Annotated in this window: 16 protein-coding genes; 4 read left to right on the top strand and 12 right to left on the bottom strand. The window is 73.1% G+C overall.

What is annotated here, in order from left to right; genetic code table 11:
* Positions 1-38: 38 nt before the first annotated feature.
* Positions 39-470, top strand: a complete 432-nt coding sequence (locus tag M8C17_RS05265) for a hypothetical protein (protein ID WP_252415237.1) — start codon at positions 39-41, stop codon at positions 468-470.
* 6 nt (positions 471-476) lie between these two features.
* On the opposite strand, the gene M8C17_RS05260 is transcribed toward M8C17_RS05265, so the two are convergent.
* Complete coding sequence (locus M8C17_RS05260; RefSeq protein WP_252415236.1) at positions 477-1409, bottom strand: diacylglycerol kinase family protein; 933 nt, start codon at positions 1407-1409, stop codon at positions 477-479.
* Positions 1410-2191: 782 nt separating this feature from the next.
* On the opposite strand from M8C17_RS05260, the gene M8C17_RS05255 reads away from it, so the two are divergent.
* The 3 genes from M8C17_RS05255 to M8C17_RS05245 all read left to right on the top strand — a co-directional run bounded on the left by M8C17_RS05255 (position 2192) and on the right by M8C17_RS05245 (position 4729).
* Complete coding sequence (locus M8C17_RS05255) at positions 2192-2848, top strand: C39 family peptidase (RefSeq protein WP_252415235.1); 657 nt, start codon at positions 2192-2194, stop codon at positions 2846-2848.
* 247 nt (positions 2849-3095) lie between these two features.
* The gene (locus M8C17_RS05250; RefSeq protein ID WP_252415234.1) at positions 3096-3989 is read left to right on the top strand and encodes a DUF1996 domain-containing protein; all 894 of its coding nucleotides are present in this window, start codon (positions 3096-3098) and stop codon (positions 3987-3989) included.
* A 71-nt stretch (positions 3990-4060) separates the two neighbouring features.
* Entirely contained in the window at positions 4061-4729 is a 669-nt protein-coding gene (locus M8C17_RS05245) for a DUF305 domain-containing protein (RefSeq protein WP_252415233.1), read from the top strand.
* Between the two features lie 66 nt (positions 4730-4795).
* Here M8C17_RS05245 and M8C17_RS05240 read toward each other — a convergent pair whose 3' ends face one another.
* From M8C17_RS05240 to M8C17_RS05190, 11 genes are all read right to left on the bottom strand, one after another.
* Positions 4796-5617: a CoA ester lyase gene (locus M8C17_RS05240; RefSeq protein WP_252415232.1), complete on the bottom strand. Its 822-nt coding sequence runs from the start codon at positions 5615-5617 to the stop codon at positions 4796-4798.
* Positions 5617-6804: a CaiB/BaiF CoA-transferase family protein gene (locus tag M8C17_RS05235; RefSeq protein WP_252415231.1), complete on the bottom strand. Its 1188-nt coding sequence runs from the start codon at positions 6802-6804 to the stop codon at positions 5617-5619. The genes M8C17_RS05240 and M8C17_RS05235 overlap by 1 nt, the downstream gene beginning before the upstream one ends.
* Entirely contained in the window at positions 6801-8777 is a 1977-nt protein-coding gene (locus tag M8C17_RS32110; protein ID WP_252415230.1) for an SUMF1/EgtB/PvdO family nonheme iron enzyme, read from the bottom strand. Before M8C17_RS32110 ends, M8C17_RS05235 begins: the two co-directional genes overlap by 4 nt.
* Entirely contained in the window at positions 8774-9712 is a 939-nt protein-coding gene (locus M8C17_RS05225) for a ribokinase (protein WP_252415229.1), read from the bottom strand. The genes M8C17_RS32110 and M8C17_RS05225 overlap by 4 nt, the downstream gene beginning before the upstream one ends.
* A gap of 31 nt (positions 9713-9743) precedes the next feature.
* A complete protein-coding gene (locus tag M8C17_RS05220; protein WP_252415228.1) occupies positions 9744-11096 on the bottom strand; it encodes an ADP-ribosylglycohydrolase family protein in 1353 nt (450 codons plus the stop codon).
* The gene (locus tag M8C17_RS05215; RefSeq protein WP_252415227.1) at positions 11093-12250 is read right to left on the bottom strand and encodes an ADP-ribosylglycohydrolase family protein; all 1158 of its coding nucleotides are present in this window, start codon (positions 12248-12250) and stop codon (positions 11093-11095) included. The genes M8C17_RS05220 and M8C17_RS05215 overlap by 4 nt, the downstream gene beginning before the upstream one ends.
* A 12-nt stretch (positions 12251-12262) precedes the next feature.
* Positions 12263-13555 (bottom strand): ABC transporter substrate-binding protein, encoded by a 1293-nt coding sequence (locus M8C17_RS05210; RefSeq protein WP_252415226.1) that lies wholly within the window; start codon positions 13553-13555, stop codon positions 12263-12265.
* A gap of 36 nt (positions 13556-13591) precedes the next feature.
* The gene (locus M8C17_RS05205; RefSeq protein WP_252415225.1) at positions 13592-14431 is read right to left on the bottom strand and encodes a carbohydrate ABC transporter permease; all 840 of its coding nucleotides are present in this window, start codon (positions 14429-14431) and stop codon (positions 13592-13594) included.
* 1 nt (position 14432) lies between these two features.
* Positions 14433-15368 carry a carbohydrate ABC transporter permease gene (locus tag M8C17_RS05200; protein WP_252415224.1) on the bottom strand — a complete coding sequence of 312 codons (936 nt, stop codon included), beginning with the start codon at positions 15366-15368 and terminating at the stop codon, positions 14433-14435.
* On the bottom strand, positions 15365-16456 hold the full coding sequence (locus tag M8C17_RS05195) for a LacI family DNA-binding transcriptional regulator (RefSeq protein WP_252415223.1): 1092 nt from the start codon (positions 16454-16456) through the stop codon (positions 15365-15367). Before M8C17_RS05195 ends, M8C17_RS05200 begins: the two co-directional genes overlap by 4 nt.
* A 65-nt stretch (positions 16457-16521) precedes the next feature.
* On the bottom strand, positions 16522-18177 hold the full coding sequence (locus M8C17_RS05190; RefSeq protein ID WP_252415222.1) for an ABC-F family ATP-binding cassette domain-containing protein: 1656 nt from the start codon (positions 18175-18177) through the stop codon (positions 16522-16524).
* Between the last annotated feature and the right edge of the window lie 35 nt (positions 18178-18212).

The raw sequence follows: 18212 nt of genomic DNA, 5'->3' as shown, positions 1-18212 counted from the left end.
GCGCTGGCGATGCCGGCGACACCCGAGGAGGAGCGAGGATGAGCCCACGCAGGACGTTCGCCCCGGCGCGCAGGTCGCCCGGACCGGCCAAGGGCACCGAGGCGAAGAAGATGCCGCCGAGCCGGAAGGTGGCGGCCAAGAAGGTCGCGACCGCCACGAAGCGGGCCTCCGGCGCGAGCGCGGCCAAGGCGGCCGGCGAGAAGCCCACGGCGACGACGCCCCGCGTCGCCCGGAAGAAGGACACCTCCGCCACCACGGCCACGCCCACCCGCAGGCCGACGGCGAAGGCGGCCACCGCCAAGAACGCACCGCCGAAGAAGGCTCCCGCCACGAGGGCCGCGGCCAAGAAGGCACCCGCGAAGAAGGCCGCGCCGGCCCGGGCCCGCACCACGTCCGCCACCAGGGCGCCGGCCAAGAAGGCGACCACCATGGAATCGTTCGGCAACCGGCGTACGGCCCGAAAGGCTTGATACCGCTCAGGGCGGCGGGTCGGGGCAGCAGACGACGAGCGCGCCGGGCACCGAGCGCACCTTGAGCTTCCCGACGGCGGTGCGCGCGCCGCCGTCCAGCTCGTACATCCGTGGCGTGGCGAAGCGGACCCGCACCCGGCGGCCGCGGGTGATCCGGACGAAGGGCGAATCCGTCGAGCGGCCGGCGGCCATCCGGCCGAGGGTGCGTGCCCAGTCGATCGCTCCGCTCGCGGTCGACACGCCCACCTCCAGGCAGCCGTCGTCCGGCCGGGCATCGTCGAAGGCGGGTATGCCACCGGTGATCGTGCCGACGTTGCCGAAGAGCACGCAGCTCGCCTCGCCGTCGAACCAGGTGACCCCGTCCACCCGGATCCGCGTGTGCACCAGCTCTCCCCGAACGTGCCGTAGGCCCGTCCAGACGTACGCCAGCCGGCCGAGCCGGCCCTTGAGGTCCCGGTCCGCCTCACGGATCAGATCGCCGTCGAACCCTGCGCCGGCCATCACCGCGAAGTGCTCTCCGTTGAGGCGGCCCAGGTCCAGCCGGCGCCGCCGGCCGTGCAGGCCGATGCGCACCGCCTCCGCCAGGTCCTCCGGGATGCCGAGGTTGGCGGCGAAGAGGTTCGCCGTGCCTGCGGGCAGGATGGCCATCGGGACACCCGAGCTGGCGAGCGTGTCCGCGCAGCGCTGCACCATGCCGTCCCCACCCCACACGAAGACCAACCCGGCGCCCTTCTTCAGCGCCTTGCGGACCTTCTTCGGCGCCTTGCGGCTCTTCGGCACCTCGTACCAGAGCAGGTCGTCGACGCCAGCGCCGGCGAGGGTCGCCCGCAGCTCGTCGAGGCCGCCACCGAGACTCTTACGGCGATGGGCGACCACCGCGACCGTGCCCAGCCGGGCGGCGGCCACAGGTGCGGCGGATGGTGCGGCGCTCGTGCTCATGGCCGCCGGTGTTACCCAATCGGCCGATTCGCTACGCCCACCGCACCGCGCACCGCGCACCGCGCGCCGCAGGGTGTCGCCCGTTCGCTGGCCGCCGCCTGGCTGAGGGCCCTGCGGTGGGCGGGTCACGTCACGGGCGGCACCCGCACCAGAGAGCGTGATACCTCAGAGTCATATAAATACCTCTCAGGTATCGGCGCTTCATGCCAACCGGCCCGCATGCCCGCCTGCCGGCACAGGTCCCCCGAAGGTACGGTCTTGCGCGTTGAGGGCTCCGCGGTCAGCCGCTGTGCCGTTGGTCCGGTGCCGTGCGTTCACCCATCCCCATCCCCGTCTCGCACCCGCGCTGCGGACGGTCGAGATGTGCGCACTTTCCGGGAAGGTGTCGCCTCGGCGCGTCGGCAGGCAGCACTTTCCCCGAAAGTGCGCAGATCTTGGACCCGGTCGGTCCGGCGCGGGGAGCGTGCGGTGTCCGGTTCGGGACCTGCCTGTCACGGCCTGTCTGTCGGGTTTGTGGCGGGCCGTCCGGTGGGCGGGGCCACTCTCGGGGTGGAATCGGGGCCGGGTCGGGGTCGTTATACCTGGCACGCGACCGTGGCCCCCGGCCCGGTCGCGGGCAGCCGCCGGGAACACCCGCCAGGCCGCCCCGGTTACATCCCCCGGACACCCGAGCAGGCCGCCGAGCCGCCGGGCAGATCCCCCTTTCTGAACTTCCCCGCGCAACCCACCCCCCTTGCACGTTGGGGTTGCGCGTATCCCCCGATGCAGAGGAGCACGCCATCATGCGTACCGATCTGATCCGTAAGACCGCTCTGACCGCCGCCGGGCTCGCCTTCACCGGCGGAGCCATCGCCGGACCCGTCACCGCCGCCTACGCCGCGTCGGATGCCAAGCCGGCCAGCCAGACGCAGACCGACCGGAAGAGCAACGGTGAGCGTCAGCTCGGTGTGCGCTACGAGGCGCAGCCGAACTTCTACTACTGCGGCCCCGCCGCCGCCCGCAACGCCCTGTCCGTGCAGGGCAAGGACATCAGCGTCGACGCCATGGCCAAGGAGATGGGCACCACCGAGGCCGGCACCAACTCCATCAACGACATCACCCCCGTCCTGAACAAGGAAACCGCCAAGGACGCCTACCACAGCGTCGAGATCAGCACCCCCAGCGCCGACGACAAGCAGACCGACAAGCTGCGCGCCGACATCGTCCGCACCGTCGACGACGGCCGGGCCGTGGTCGCCAACATCGCCGGCACCACCACCGACACCGACGGCGGCGTGCACTCCTTCGAAGGCGGGCACTACATCAGCGTCGTCGGCTACCGCGACGGCGGGAACGTGGTGAAGATCGCCGACTCCGCCGACCCGAACACCGCCTCCTACGAGGTCACCGTCGAGCACCTCGCCGACTGGATCGCCACCCGCGGCTACGCCACCAGCTGACCCCGCGGACAACACCAACGACAAGGGCCGGACCCCACCACGGGGCCCGGCCCTTTTGTCGTCATCATTTCCACCAACTGCGGCATGTATTGACAAGTGTCGACATCCGGGCGAGGCTGGTCTGTGAGAGCGCTCTCTCGCACTCGGCTCAACAGGCCACCACCAAGTCTGGCCAGGGCGAACTCCGACGTCTTCGGCGGCGGCGCCGGAGCTGTCCCTGACCCGTCCCCCCGACAGGAGTCACGAGATGGACAGGGCCGCACCCCTCTCCGGCATCCACCGCCGGCTGCGCTTCGCCGCGGCGATCGGCGCCGTGCTGGTGCTACTCGGCACGTACATCGCTTCCACCACCAACCGGGCCGACGCCGCCCCGGGCATCAACGCCATCCGGGTCGCCGAGTTCCCCGCCGACTGCACGTACAGCCACCGGCTGCCGGACGACCCGATCATCTTCCCCGGTCTGCCCGGCGCGTCGCACATGCACAGCTTCTTCGGCAGCACGGTGACGAACGCGCACACCACGCTCCCCGACCTGGTCAACTCTCCGACCACCTGCAACCCGCGCACGGACGTCTCGTCGTACTGGGTGCCGACCCTGTACAACAACAACGTGCCGGTCGAGCCGACCATCGTCACGTTCTACTACCTGGGTGAGGGCGTACGCGCCGACGTCGTCGCGGCCACCCAGCCCATCCCGCAGGGGCTGCGGATCGTGGCGGGCAACGCTCGGGCGACCGGCCCGAACGAGAGCATCGCCCGCTGGTCGTGCCTGCACGCGGGACACGTGGCACCGTCGAAGGACTTCGTCACCTGCCCGGCCGGGACGATGATGGAGTCGTACCTGGACTTCCCGCAGTGCTGGAACGGCCGCGACCTGGATTCGCCTGATCACAAGAGCCACATGGCGTACCCGGTGAACCAGGCCTGCCCGGCGACGCACCCGGTGCACGTGCCGAAGCTGCGGCAGGTGCTGCGGTACCCGGTCAACGGCAACCCGGCGCAGTTCCGGCTGGCCTCGGGTGCCGGCTACACCATGCACGGCGACTTCTTCAACGCCTGGCCGGTGGCGGAGATGGCCCGCCGCGTCCAGGACTGCATCCGCCCGGTGATCAAGTGCGGTCACGACGGCCGGCCGATCTGAGCCGACACGTTCGACCCGAGGGCGGGCCCGGTCACGCCGGGTCCGCCCACCCGGGCGGAAAGGAAGGTCGGATGCGAGGCCACGTCGCCGCACCGTCCACGCTGCTCGTCGCGGTCCTGCTCGTCGGCGGTTGCGGCGCCGGATCACCGGACCCCGCCGGCAACCCGCCACCGTCCGCGGCCGCACCGACGGCGGTCGCACCGCCGAGCGCGGTGCCCGCCGCGGGTACGGCAGGACCGTTCAGCCCCACCGACATCGCCTGGCTCCAGCTGACGGTGGCGATGGCCGAACGACTGCTGCCGGTGCTCGACCTGGTGCCGACCCGGACCACCGACCCGGCGTGGCGGCGGCTGGCCGCCGAGGTCGGGGCCGCCCACCGCGCCGACCTGGACCGGTCCCGCCGGCTGCTGGCGGACTCCGGGGCGCCGGCGACCAACCCGCACGAGGGGCACGACATGCCGGGCATGGTGACCGCCGAGGAGCTGACCGCACTGGGGGCGGCCACCGGGAAGCCGTTCGACCGGCTGGTCGCCCAGCACCTGCGGGCGCACCTGACGCAGGCGGTCCGGATCGCAGGAGCGGAACGGCAGAATGGGGTCCACCCGGCGACCACCGCGTTGGCCGCGGCCGTGGTCCGGGCCGGCACCGCCGAGCTGGCGCGGCTCGACCGGCTCGACCGGGCACCGAAGACCGTCCCGGCGGCCCCGTCGCCGACCGGCGCCGGTACAGGACGCCGGTGACACAGCCGCGCGGCCACTGATCCGCACCCATCGCTGGGCACGTCGGATGAAGCCGGCGGGTGCCGGTCAGGCGGCGAAGCGGGCGGCCAGGGCGACGGTGCGCTCGGCGGCGGCGACCATGGCGCGGTCGGCGAACCGGCCGTCGGGCAGCACCACCGTGCCCGAGTCCCGCCGCTGCGCCTCGGCCACCGCGGCCAGCAGCTCTGCGGCCCGGACCACCTCCCGGCCGGCCGGCCGGAACGCCTCGACGATCACCGGAAGCTGACGCGGGTGGATCGCCGTGCGGCCGAGGAAACCGAGCCGCCGACCCACCGCGCAGGAGGCTGCCAGACCGGCCATGTCGGTGACGTCGGCGTACACCGACATCGCCGGCGGGACCAGGCCCGCGGCGCGGGCGGCCACCACCACCCGGCCGCGCGCCCAGAGCAACCCGTCGTCGTCGCTCACCCCCAGGTCCGAGCGGAGGTCGGCCTCACCGAGCCCGATCGAGGCCACCGTGGGGTGGGCGGACGCGATCGCGTACGCGGCCTCCAACCCGAGGGCCGACTCGACCAACGGGTGCAGTGGCACGTCGACCCGTCCGGCGAGAGCCGCGAGGGTCGCGGCCGACTCCACCTTCGGCAGCCGCAGCCCGGCCAGCCCCGGCCGGCCCGAAACCGCGACCAGGTCGGCCTCGACGTCCGGCCCGGTCAGCTCGTTGACCCGCACCTGCACCGGCACCGGGTGCGCCTCGGCGAGGAACTCGGCGACCGCGTCCCGGGCGTACGCCTTGCGCCCGGCGACCACGGCGTCCTCAAGGTCGAGGATGACCGCGTCGGCACCCGAGGCGACCGCCTTGGCGAACCGGTCCGGGCGGTCACCGGGCACGTAGAGCCAGGTGAGCAGCATCAGAGCACGCCCCGCTCGCGCAGCGCGGCCAGCTCGTCGGCCCTCAGGCCGAGCGCGCCGAACACGTCGTCGGTGTCCTGGCCGTGCCGGCGGCCCGCGTGCCGGATCTCCCCCGGCGTGTCGGTGAGCCGGAACGGCACGTTCTGCATCCGTACCTCGCCCAACTCCTCGTCCGGGACGCTGCGCACGGTGCCCAGCGCCGCGTACTGCGGGTCGGCGAGGATGTCCCGGACGTCGTAGACCGGTGCGACCGCCGCCTGCGCCGCCTCGAACGCGGCCACCACCTCGTCGCGGTCCCGTTTCGCCACCCACGCGCTCACGGCGGCGTCCAACTCGTCGGCGTGCGCCGCCCGGCCGCTGCCGGTGGCGAACCACGGCTCGTCGATCAGCTCGGGTCGACCGACCAGCCGCAGCACCCGTTCGGCGATGCTCTGCGCGCTGGTGGAGACCGCGACCCAGCGCCCGTCCGCGCACCGGTAGGTGTTGCGGGGCGCGTTGTTGTTGGACCGGTTGCCCAGCCGGGGCTGGATGTAGCCGAGCTGGTCGTACCAGGTGATCTGCGGGCCGAGCATCGCCATGATCGGCTCGATGATGGCGAGGTCCACCACCTGGCCGGTGCCGGTGGCGTCCCGGGCGCGCAGGGCCAGCATCACCGCGTACGCGGCGGCGAGCGCGGTCACCGAGTCGGCCAGCCCGAACGGGGGCAGGGTGGGTGGGCCGTCCGGTTCCCCGGTGGCCGCGGCGAAGCCGCTCATCGCCTCGGCGAGGGTGCCGAAGCCGGGCCGCCGGGCGTACGGCCCGACCTGCCCGAACCCGCTGATCCGCGTGATGACCAGTCGGGGGTTGACCGCGTGCAGCTCCGCCGGCCCGAGCCCCCACCGCTCCAGCGTGCCCGGGCGGAAGTTCTCCACCAGCACGTCGGCGTCGGCGAGCAGCCGGCGCAGCAGCGCGGCACCGTCCGGGTCGGACAGGTTGAGGGTGACGGTGCGCTTGTTGCGGCCGAGCACCTTCCACCAGAGGCCGACGCCGTCCCGGGCAGGGCCGTGCCCGCGTGAGGGGTCCGGCTTGGCCGGATGCTCGACCTTGATCACGTCGGCGCCGAAGTCGCCGAGGAATGCCGCCGCCAGCGGCCCGGCGAAGAGGGTCGCCAGGTCGACGACCTTGATCCCGTCCAGGGGCGCGGTCACTGGTTCACCTCCGCCTCGGGCACCGACGTGGGGTCCGGCACCAGGTCGGCCGCGCAGCGGAAGCCGACCTGGTCGGAGCGGGTGAGCCCGGCGCCGGTCAGCAGCAGCTTCACCGAGACGTCCGCGGGCTGCGGGCCACCGTCGAGGTACCAGTCGGAGCCCTCCGCCCGGTAGCCGGCGCCACCCTTGAGGATGGCGAACCGGGTACGCCCGTCGGAGTGCTCGCTCTCGGTCAGGTTCCACACCAGCGGTTCCCGGCGGACGAGCAGGCCCGCCTCGGCGGCCACCTGCCACTCGTCCTCGGTGGGCAGCCGCAGCCCCGTCCACGCCGCGTACGCCCGGGCGTCGGCAAGCTCCACCCCGGTCACCGGGGCGTCGGCAGGTCCGTGTCCCGCCGTGAACCGCTCGGGACGCACCGGGCGGTAGCCGGTGGCGCGCAGGAACTCGGCGTACTCGCCGTGGGTGACCTCGTGGGTGGCGATGGCGAACCGGCCGAGCCGGACGCTGCGGCGCAGCGTGCCGGTGTGGTGCAGCCGGGGCGGCAGCGGTTTCCACTCGTCGACGTAGGGCGCCTCGCCGTACAGCCCGGTTTCCCGCACCCGGTGCCGGACGACGAGTTCCCGCCGGCCGGCCTCGACGGCGACCATGCCCTGCGGCGGCTGCGGCCGGGGCGCCCACGGGGTCGGGAGGCGAACCGCGGCCCGGGCCGGGAAGGACGGGTCGCCGGTGGGTGGCTCGTGCCGGTGGGCGGCGGCGTCGGTGACCACCACGGCGGCGATCGCGCCGGCCGGTAGCGGGCCGCCCACCGCCAACCGGCCGTCGGCGGTCTCGGTGACGGTCAGCTCGGTGCCGGTGACCAGGTCGACGAAGCGTCGGTCGGGGCGTGCCTCGGTGAGCAGCCACGGCCCGTCGTGGTCCGCGCCCCGGTTCACCACCGTCCACAGGGGCTCGTCCTGGTGCGTCCAGCGGGACGCGTACACCTGGCCCTCGCCGGGATGGTCGGCGAGCGGGACCCAGTCCTCGGCGCGCAACCACGCGGCGTGGCTGGTCTGCACCCGGCGCATCGCCCGCAGCACCGCCCGGTCGCGGTCGTTCCAGCCGACCCAGACGCCGAAGACGCTCTCCCACACCAGCACCCCGGCTCCGTTGAGCCAGGCGGAGTGCAGCTCGTCGAGGTGGTCGCGGTGCCAGCGGCGGGTGTGGTGCAGCACGTGCCGACGTTCGAACCACTTCGCCCGCAGCACACCGGGGACCTCGGAGTCGGCGAACCACTGCGCCCAGGACATCGCGTGGTCGCCGATCCGGGCCAGCGGAACCCGGCTCTCACCTTCCAGGGCCATCCCGGGCCGCACCGCGTCCAGCGCGGCGCGCAACTCGCCGGCGCCCTCCTTGAGGGTGTCCAGGAAGACGCCGTCGACGCCGAGCTTGCCGGCCAGGTCCGCGACCTCCTCCGCGTCGCTGCCCGCCTCCCGGCGGGTGCCGGTGTCCCACGGGTTGTAGTCGATGAAGACCCGCACCCCGCGCTCCTGGAACGCGCGCACCACGTCGGGCAGCTCCGGCACGTCCCGGTACCAGTCGAACTGGTTGCGGTCGTCCAGGCCGATCACCGGGTACGCGTGCCACAGCACCACCCCGTCGAAGCCCCCGAAGTCCCGCCCGGCCGCGTCGAGGAACCCGTCGACGGTGAAGACGCCGCGCTCGTGGTCGTAGAGCGCCTCGTCCCACAGCCACGCCAGGCAGACGCTGAAGCAGTCGCCGGCGATCTCGTCGTAGTGCGTGCCGGTGTAGCCGAGCCGGGCTCGGGCGTCGGCCCGCCAGCGGGTGAGCTGCTCGCGCCACGCCGGCCAGTCGGCCGGGTCGTCGGGTGCGGCGAAGATCTTCGCCTCGTCCAGGGTGGTCAGGTCGGCGTGCCCGCCGAGCGGCACGTCCGTCGGACGGTCGATCGGGCGCGGGACGTACGGGTTGAAGCTCACGGGGTACCTCGGTAGGTCGCGTCGTGGAGGGCGTCGATGGCGGACCGCTCGGGCAGCGCGGTGGACGCGCCGGGCCGCTGGGCGCAGGCCGCGCCGGCGGCGCACGCCCAGCGCAGGCTCGCCGTGACGGTGTCTTCGCTGCTGGCGCCACCGCGCTCGGCCCAGGAAACGGCGAGCGCGCCGGTGAAGGCGTCGCCCGCGGCGGTGGTGTCCACCGCGTCGACGCGCGGGGCGGGGACCGCCAGGCGCAGGCCACCGCGGTCGGCGTACGCGGCACCGCGCGCGCCGAGGGTCAGCACCACCCGGGGCACCAGCTCCAGCAGGGCGTCGAGCAGCACCGGCGGGTCGTCGGAGAAGACCCCGGCGACGACCGCCGCCTCGTGTTCGTTGACGACCAGCACGTCGACCAGGTCGAGCAGCTCCGTCGGCAGGACCGTGGCGGGAGCGGCGTTCACCACGACGGTCGTGCCCGCCGAGCGGGCCCAGCCGGCCGCCTGCACCACGGCGACCAGCGGCACCTCCAGCTGGAGCAGCAGCACGTCCGCCGCTGCGATCGTCGCCTTGTCGTCGGCGTCCAGCTCGGTCAGCGTGCCGTTGGCGCCGGGTGCCACGACGATGAAGTTCTCCGCGTCCCGGTCGACGGCGATCAGCGCGACGCCGGAGGGACCGGCGACCGTCCGCAGGCCCCGAACGTCCACCCCCGCGCCGGCCAGGCTGGCCCGCATCCGCGTACCGAACTCGTCGTCGCCGACCGCGCCGACGAAGTCGCAGGCGGCGCCGGCCCGTGCGGCGGCGACCGCCTGGTTGGCGCCCTTGCCGCCGGGCACGGTCCGGAAGTCCTCGCCCAGCACCGTCTCCCCGGGGGCGGGCAGACGCGACGCCGACACCACCAGGTCCAGGTTGCTGCTGCCCACCACCGCCACGCGCGCGCTCATGCCGCGCTCCCTTCCGTCCACCGCTGCCGCCTCACGACCCGCTCCCCCGCTGCGCCAGTGCCCAGGTCCGCTCGGCCAGCTCGTCGAAGCCGATCCCGTCGAAGCCGGCGATGCTGCTGGCCAGCCGGTTGCGCAGCGGGGAGACCCACCGCTGCGGCAGCCCGGACGCTCCGGTGAGGGCACCGGTCACCGCGCCGACCGTCGCGCCGGTCGAATCGGTGTCCCAGCCGCCGCTGACCACGGCGGTGATGCTCCGCTCCAGGTCACCGCGGCCGTACGCCAGCGCGGCCGCCACCAGCGCGGCGTTGTTGCGCACGTGCACCCAGTGCAGGTGGCCGTGCCGGGCGTACAGCTCGTCGACCACCCGTTCCCAGTCGTCGGTGCCCGCGCCGAGAGCACGCGCCTCGCGGACCGTGGCCGCGAACCGGCTGCGCGGCGGCAGCACCGCCTCCGCCGCGTCGAGCACCTCGTCGACGCTCGCCGCGACGGGCGCGGCGGCGGCCAGGGCAGCGGCCCAGAGCGCGCCGTGCACGCCACCCCGGACGTGGCTGACCGTGGCGTCCCTGAGGGCCAGCTCGGCGGCCCGGTCCGGCCGGCCGGGGTTGACCCAGCCGTAGACGTCGGTACGGATCTGCGCGCCGATCCACTCCCGGAACGGGTTGTGCCGGCGGGCGCTCTCCGGCGGCGGGAAGCCGAGCAGCAGGTTCCGGTACGCCACCCGTTCGGCCGTGAAGACCCTCCCGCCGGGCAGCCAGTCCAGCCACGCCTGGGCCACGTCCGCGCTGGTGAAGTCCCGTCCGTGTGTCTCCAGCACCCGCAGGGCCAGCAGCGCGTAGTTCAGGTCGTCGTCCTCGGGCATGCCGTCGATGTTCTCGGCGAGGCTGGTCGGCGCGCTGCGCCGGTTCCACGGCCAGCGGGCGGCGACGTCGTCCGGCAGCCCTTTCGCGGTGAACCAGTCGCGCAGCGGCCACCGGCCGGTGGCGGTGAGGATCTCCCGGATTCCCTCCCGGGGGATCTTCTCCACCGGCTTGCCGAGCAGGCAGCCGACGGCCCGGCCGAGCCACGCGCCGTGCAGCCGGTCGTAGCTCACGTCGGTCGGCAGCGACCAGGCCGCCGGCCACTTCGCCCGCAGCGCGGCCAGGTCGTCCGGCTCGTCGTCGGCGGCGACGCCGGGCAGCGCGTCGGCGGCGTCCAGCAGTTCCGTCGCGAGCGCCCGCAGCTCCGGCGACGCCGGGGTCGGCGACGCCCCGCTGACCGGCGGGGTCAGGTCCCCGCCGGCCGTCGTCCACCGCTCGGCGAGGACCGCGACGTCGCGGCCCTCGTCCCGGCTGGCCGCCAACTCGTGCGGCAGCAGGTCCTCCGGCTGGACCCAGGTGATCCTCACGGGGTCGACTCCGTGCCCGAACCGGCGCCGCCGGCCAGCCCGGCGAAGCGCTCCGCCCGCCGGGTGAACCGGGCCTGGTCGCGCTCGAAGACCTCGCCGGCCACGCCCGCGAGGATCCGGGCCGGCTCCACCAGGTCGGTCCGGGACGCCGTGGCGACCACCTCGGACCACTCCGCCGGCACCGCGGCGGCACCGCCGAGCGCCCCGGCGATGGCACCGGCCATGGTGGCGGTGGAGTCGGCGTCGCGGCCGTAGTTGACCGAGCCGAGCACCGCCGCGCGGAACTCGCCGCCGGCCACCACCAGCATGCCGATGGCGACCGGCAGTTCCTCGATGGCGTGCAGCCGGCTCGGCCGCCGCGCGCCGAGGCCGGGGTTGCGGTACTCCTCCCCCACCGTGTCGTAGGGGGCCACCGCGGCGCGCAACGCCGGGATGGCCTGCTTCCAGTCGTGGTGGCTCCGGGCCTCCTTGACCACCGCGTCGATGGCCGCCCGGGTGCCGTCGCGGGCCAGGTCCAACGCCGCGGTGACGACGTCCTCGACGCCAGCGCCGGGGGTCGCCGCCGCGGCGACCGCCGCCGCGAAGACGGCGGCGGCCTCCCGCCCGTAGCTGTGCTGGTGCGCCCCGGCGATCTCCACCGCCTCGGCGTACGCCCCGGCCGGGTCGCCCGCGTTGACGATGCCGACCGGGGCCATGTACATGGCCGCACCACAGTTGACGATGTTGCCGACCCCGGCCTCACGCGGGTCCGCGTGAGCGTGGTGCAGGCGGGTGACCAGCCACCGCTCGGCGGCCGCGAGCCGGTGGAAGGTCACCCCCTCCCGCTCCAGGTCGGGGATGTAGACCACCCGCTCGATCAGATCGGGGACCAGCAGCTCGACCACGTCGTACGCGTCGAGGTGGTCGCGTTTGGCCGCGTAGGCGCGGACCAGGGCGTGGGTCATCAACGTGTCGTCGGTGATGTGCCCGTCGCCCTTGTGGTACGGCGCGAGCGGCCGCGCGGTGGCCCAGTCGGCGTGGTACGGGGGCACGATGCCCTCGACCCAGCCGCCGAACCGCGCGCGGATCTGCTCTGGCAGTGCCGTCTCGGTGGCGCCGCCGAGGGCGTCTCCGACCGCGGCGCCGACCAGGCAGCCGACCGATGTGTCGAGCATGAGTGACATGTCCTACCTCAGAACCTGCTTGCCACCATCGACCAGCTGCGTACCGAGCTGATCGAGGGTGATCTTGTTGGCGAAGTACTGCTGGAGAGCCGGGGTGGCGTACTTGGTCTTCCACTCCGGGTAGCCGTCGGCCTGCTGGAACGGGGCGACCGTCAGGTCCGCGGCGCTGTCCGCGGCGACGTCCCAGCCCTGCTTGCCGCCGGTGACCTTGACCAGCTCCTCGTTGGCATGCTTGCCGGTCGGCACCAGCCAGTCACCCTTGGCCAGCGCGGCCATGTTGGTCGGGTTCAGGAAGTACTCGAGGAACTGCGCGGCCTGCTTCTTGTGCTTGCTGTCCTCGGAGACCGACAGCGTCTGCGGGTTGGCCGCCTGCTTGGTGGACAGCCCCTTGACCGGTGGCAGGGTGACCCACTCGAAGCCGGACGGCGCCTGCTCGACCATCTGCTGACGCAGCGACACCGAGCCGGGCAGCATCGCGTACTTGCCGCCGAAGAAGCCGGGCAGCGTGTCCGCGCCGCTCATGCCGAGCGCCTCCGGGGAGGCGGACTTCGCGGTGTAGATCATGTCGTGGATCCGCTTCGGGATCTCCTTCTCCGCGTCGCCGACCCGGACCTCGGTGCGCCCGCCGTCGGTGTAGAAGAACTTCCCGTCGTAGTTGAGGGCCAGGTTGAGCACCCGGTTGGTCGGCGACTTCAGCGCCCACGCCACGCCGTACTGCCCGGGCTTGGTGAGCTTCTGCGCGTTGCCCTGGAACTCGTCCCAGGTCCAGCCACCGTCGGCCGGCGGCACCGTGACGCCGGCGGCGTCGAGCAGCTTCTTGTTGGCGATGACGACCTGCGACTCCAGCAGGAACGGCACCCCGGCGACCTTGCCGTCGAAGGTGGCCGTGTCCCAGATGCCCTGGTCGATCTGACCCTTCAGGTCGCCCGAGACGAGCCCGGACAGGTCGGCCAGGTAGCCCTGCTTGGTGAACTCGCCGATCGCGGACGCCTCGTAGTGCACGATGTCCGGCGCGTCGCCGCCCTCGAAGGAGGTCAGCAACTGGTCGTGCACCGAGTTCCAGTCACCCTGGACGTACTCGACCTGGATGTCGGGGTGCTCGGCGTTCCACTTGGCGACGAGGTCCTTGTTGACCTGCAGCGACTCCTTCTGCCAGGCGAGGCTGAGGAAGCGCAGCTTGGCCGGGCCGGACGTGGCCTCGTCGCCGCCGCCGTCACCGCACGCGGCGAGCGCGCCGAGGCCGACGACCGCGACCGCGGTGGCCGCGGCGAGTCGACGGAATCGGGTACGGAGCATGGGGGTTACCTCCTTGGTGGTGGGTGGGGGGACGGTTCAGCCCTTGACCGCGCCGGCGAGCGACCCGGACGAGAGCCGGCGTTGCATGAACGCGAAGAAGATCAGGCTGGGCAGTGTGGCCAGCAGTGAACCGGCTGCGAGGGGCCCGAGCCGGGCGGTGCCCTCGATGCCGACGAACCGGGCCAACGCGACCGGCAGGGTCGCCAGCTCCGGGGTCTTGATCAGCACCAGTGCGAAGAAGAACTCGTTCCAGGCGGAGATGAAGGAGAACAGCGCGGTGGCGACCAGGCCCGGGGCGAGCAGCGGGAACACCACCCGGCGCAGCACCTGCACGCGGCTCGCGCCGTCCACGGAGGCGGCCTCCTCCAGCTCCCGAGGGATGTTGCGGACGAAGCCCTGCAGCATCCAGAGGGCGAACGGCAGCGCCCAGACCACGTAGATCAGCACCAGCCCGGCGTGCGTGTTGGCCAGGCCGACCTGCCGCAACACCAGGAAGATCGGGATGATCAGCAGCACGAACGGGAAGAGCTGGGACAGCAGCACCCAGCCCAGCGCCGCGGTGCCGAGCTTGGAGCGGAACCGGGCCAGCGCGTACGACGCCGGCATGGCGACCAGCACGGTCAGCACCGCCGACGCGAGCGAGACCTGGAGGCTGTTCAGCGCCGCACGGCCCAGCTCCTGCTCGGTGAAGGCCTGGACGAAGTTCTGCACGGTCGGGTCGCTGGGAATCAACGTGGGGTGCAGCCGCACCAGCTCCCGGGGCGGCTTGAACGCCGTCGAGACCAGCCAGACCAGCGGGAACCCGAGGAAGATCAGGTAGCCGGCGAGCGCCACGTACTGCAGGGTGCGCCCGGTACGACTCGGCTTGCCAAACATGTCAGTTCGCCTCCCTCAGCCGGCGGCGCAGATAGACGGCGAGCAGCGCGATGATGAGGACGACCATCACGTTGCCGAGCGCGGCGGCGTAGCCGTAGTTGCCGTAGCGGAACGCCTCCTCGTAGGCGAAGAGCATCGGCAGCATCGTCTTGCCGCCCGGCCCGCCCGCGGTCAGCACGTAGACCAGACCGAACGAGTTGAAGTTCCAGATGAAGTCCAGCGACGTGATCGCCACGATCACCGGGGTCAGGGCGGGCAGCGTGACGTGCCGGAACCGGTGCCACGTGCTCGCTCCGTCCACGGCGGCCGCCTCGTGCAGCTCGCGGCCCACCCCCTGCAGGCCGGCCAGCAGGACGACGGTCGTCTGCGGCATGCCGGCCCAGACCCCGACGAGGATGACGGCGGGCAGCGCGGTGCTGAAGTCGCCGAGCCAGTTGGTGCGCATCCCGTCGGCGCCGATGCGGTGGAAGAACTCGTTGAGCAGGCCGGCGTCCGGGTGGTAGACGAGCTTCCAGAGGATGCCGACCACGACCGGCGGCATCGCCCACGGCACCACAGCCAGCACCCGGGCCACGCCCCGGAACCGCAGCTGCTGGTTGAGCAGCAGGGCCAGACCGAGGGCGAGCAGGAACTGCAGCACCGTCACACCGAGCGCCCAGACCAGCCCGATCTTGAACGAGTTCCAGAACAGCTCGTCGCCCAGAAGCTCGCGGTAGTTGGCCAGGCCGGTGAAGGAGACCTCGACGTTGCGCCCTGCCCGGGCGTCGGTGAAGCCGAGGTAGATGCCGCGCAGCAGCGGGAACACCGACAGCACCAGGATCGGCAGCAGCGACGGCAGCAGCAGCAGGTAGATGGCGGTCCGGTCGGAACGGAACCGGCTCGGCCGGCGGGCCGGGCCGGCCCGCTCGACGTCCGGCCGCTCGGCCAGCGTGGTCATGAGGTCACCCCTTCGCTGGACGGGTGGTTGGTCGGTGGGTCTGCCGGCCGGGGAGCGGGCAGCGTCGTGCCGCTGGACGCCCGGATGGCGAGGCTCGGTGGCACCTGCTCGCGCCGTGGCGGCAGGCTCGGGTCGGCGATGCGTTGCAGGAGCAGCTCGGCGGCCCGGCGACCACGCTCGGCCGAGCCGAGCGAGACGCTGGAGAGCTGGGGAAACATCATCCGGGCCAACTCGGTGTCGTCCATGCCGACCACGGCGACGTCCTGCGGCACCCGGCGACCGGCGGCCAGCAGGGCGTGCAGCGCGCCGACCGCGATCAGGTCGTTGGCGCAGACCAGCGCGTCCGGGTCGGTGCGGGCGAGCAGCCGTTGCGTGGCTTCCCGGCCGGCGGCGTACTGGAAGTCGCCGACCTCGATGAGGTCTTCGTCGAGCGGGATGCCGTGGTGGGTCAGGGCCGCTCGGAAGCCGGCGTCACGCGCGGTGCCCGGGACGGTGTCGAGCGGACCGTTGACGAAGCCGATCCGGTGTCGGCCGGTGGCGACGAGGTGGTCCACGGCCAGCGCGACACCGTGCCGGGAGTCGGTGCGTACGTTGTCCACCGCGGCGTCCGCGCCGAGCTGGCCGACCACCACGACCGGTACCGGGCTGTCCACCAGCGCGGTCAGGTGGTCGTCGGTGACCCGGATCGGCGAGACGATCATCCCGTCCACGTAGCGGTTGGCGAGCCGGCGCAGCAGGGCCGTCTCGTTGTCGATCCGCCCGCCGGTGGCGTGCACCAGCAGCTGCCGACCGGAGGAGGCGACGACGGCCTCGATGGCGCGCATCATCTCCACGTAGACCGGGTTGCCGATGTCCTCGACGGCGAGCGCGACCAGGCCGGTGCGCTGGGACTGCAGCGACCGGGCGATCGCGTTGGGCACGTACCCGACCTCGGCCGCGGCGGCGCGCACCTTGCGGATCGTCTCCGGGCTGCCGCCGACCCCGTTGAGCACCCGGGACGCGGAGGCGATGGAGACACCGGCGCGCGCGGCGACGGTGTGCACAGTGGGCCGGCCGTCAACCGATTCCTGTAAACGTTTACGACCCACGTCCGGCACCTCCACCCGATAGCTGTAAACGTTTCCGGGAGTCTGCTCCGCTAGTGGCGGAGAGGTCAAGGGCTCGTTACGAAAACGTTTCCAACGGCGGACGGTCCGACGGTGAGAGTGACCTCCCGGCCCGGCCACCTGGATCGGAGCCGCCGGTCGTGGCTCGCGACGACGATGGCGCCCGGCCCGGTGCCCAACGCCTCCTCCAGCTCGTCACAGAGTCGTGGGGAGAGATGATTGGTCGGCTCGTCCAGCAGGAGCAGCTCCGGCGGATCGGCGACGAGCACCGCGAGGGCGAGCCGACGGCGCTGGCCGACCGACAGCTCCCCCACCGGTCGGTCGAGATCCGCGGGCGCGAGCAGTCCGAGCGACGACAGCGGCACCGCCTCGGCCCGTTGCACACCGACGGTCGTCGCGAAGGTCTCGCGAGCGGTCCGCCGTGGATCGGCGAAGACGGTGTCCTGGGTCAGCAGGCCGACCCGTAGACCAGGCCGCCGCCAGACGGCTCCGGCACAGTTCAGCCGGCCGGCGAGGACCGCCAGCAGGGTCGACTTGCCGGCGCCGTTCGGGCCACTCACCACCAGCCGGTCGCTGGCCGTCACGGCCAGCTGCTCCACCCGCAGTCGGCCGGGGACCTCCACCTGGTGCATCGTCACGATGGCGTCGTCGCCGGCACCGGAGGCCAGAACGGGTGCGTGGAAGCGCAACGGCTCCGGCGGCGCGGCGACCTGATGGCGCTCCAGCGTCTCCAACCGGCGGGCGGCGTCGCGCACCCGGCGGGAGATCTGGTTCTGCACCCGGCCCGCGGTGTGCCCGTACCCCATCTTCTCGCTGTCGCGAGGGCCGCGCCCGTGCGCGACCTGGTGCCCCGTCACGGCTGCGGCCTCGCGCAGCTCGGCGAGCTGCACCTGCTCGTCGTCGTAGCGCCGGCGCCACCGCTCGGCCTCGGCGCGCTTCACCGACAGGTACGCCGTGTACCCGCCGCCGTAGCGGACCGGCCCCTCCACCGCCGGGTCCAGGTCGATGACGTGGGTGCACACGGCGTCCAGGAACGCCCGGTCGTGACTGGCCACCACGACCACTCCGGGCATCGCGCGGAGCTGTTCCTCGACGAACGCCGCCGCCGCGTCGTCGAGGTGGTTGGTGGGCTCGTCGAGCAGCAGTGCGTCCGGCCGGCGGATCAGCATCGCGGCCAGCGCGAGACGGCCACGCTGCCCGCCGGACAGTGCGGTCAGCCGCCGCTCGTGGGGTGTCCCGCCGAGGCCGAGGCCGGCGAGCACCGTCAGCGCGCGCCGGTCGGCGTCCCAGGCGTCGCGGTCCTGCGCCCGCTCCAGAGTCTCGCCGTAGGCGGCCAGCAGCTGCGCATGCCGCTCGGTGTCCTCGGGCGTCGCGGCCAGTTCCGTGCCGAGCCGGTCCAGTTCGGCGAGGTCCGCTCGCGCCTCGCGGAGTGCGTCGTCCAGGACGGTGGCGACGGTCGCGGCCGGGCTGAAGGGCATCTCCTGGTGCAGGAAGCCGAGATCCGGTGGGCGGGCGACGGTGCCGGAGTCGGGTTCGTCGACGCCGGCGAGGACCCGCAACAGGGTCGTCTTGCCGGTGCCGTTCTCGCCGATCAGGCCGATCCGGTGGCCGGGCGCGGCGGTCAGGGAGACACCGTCGAGCACCCGGCGGTCACCCCGGATGCGCAGCAGGTCATGGGCGATCAGTGCGGGTCGAACAGACATGGTGACCTCGGAGAACGGAGATCCGGGCGCACACA

Source organism: Micromonospora sp. RHAY321 (genome assembly GCF_023896955.1).
In the GTDB taxonomy this organism is placed as follows: Bacteria; Actinomycetota; Actinomycetes; order Mycobacteriales; family Micromonosporaceae; genus Micromonospora.
The sequence above is the reverse complement of the archived record's forward strand: the minus strand, read 5'-3'. Positions and strand labels throughout refer to the sequence as shown.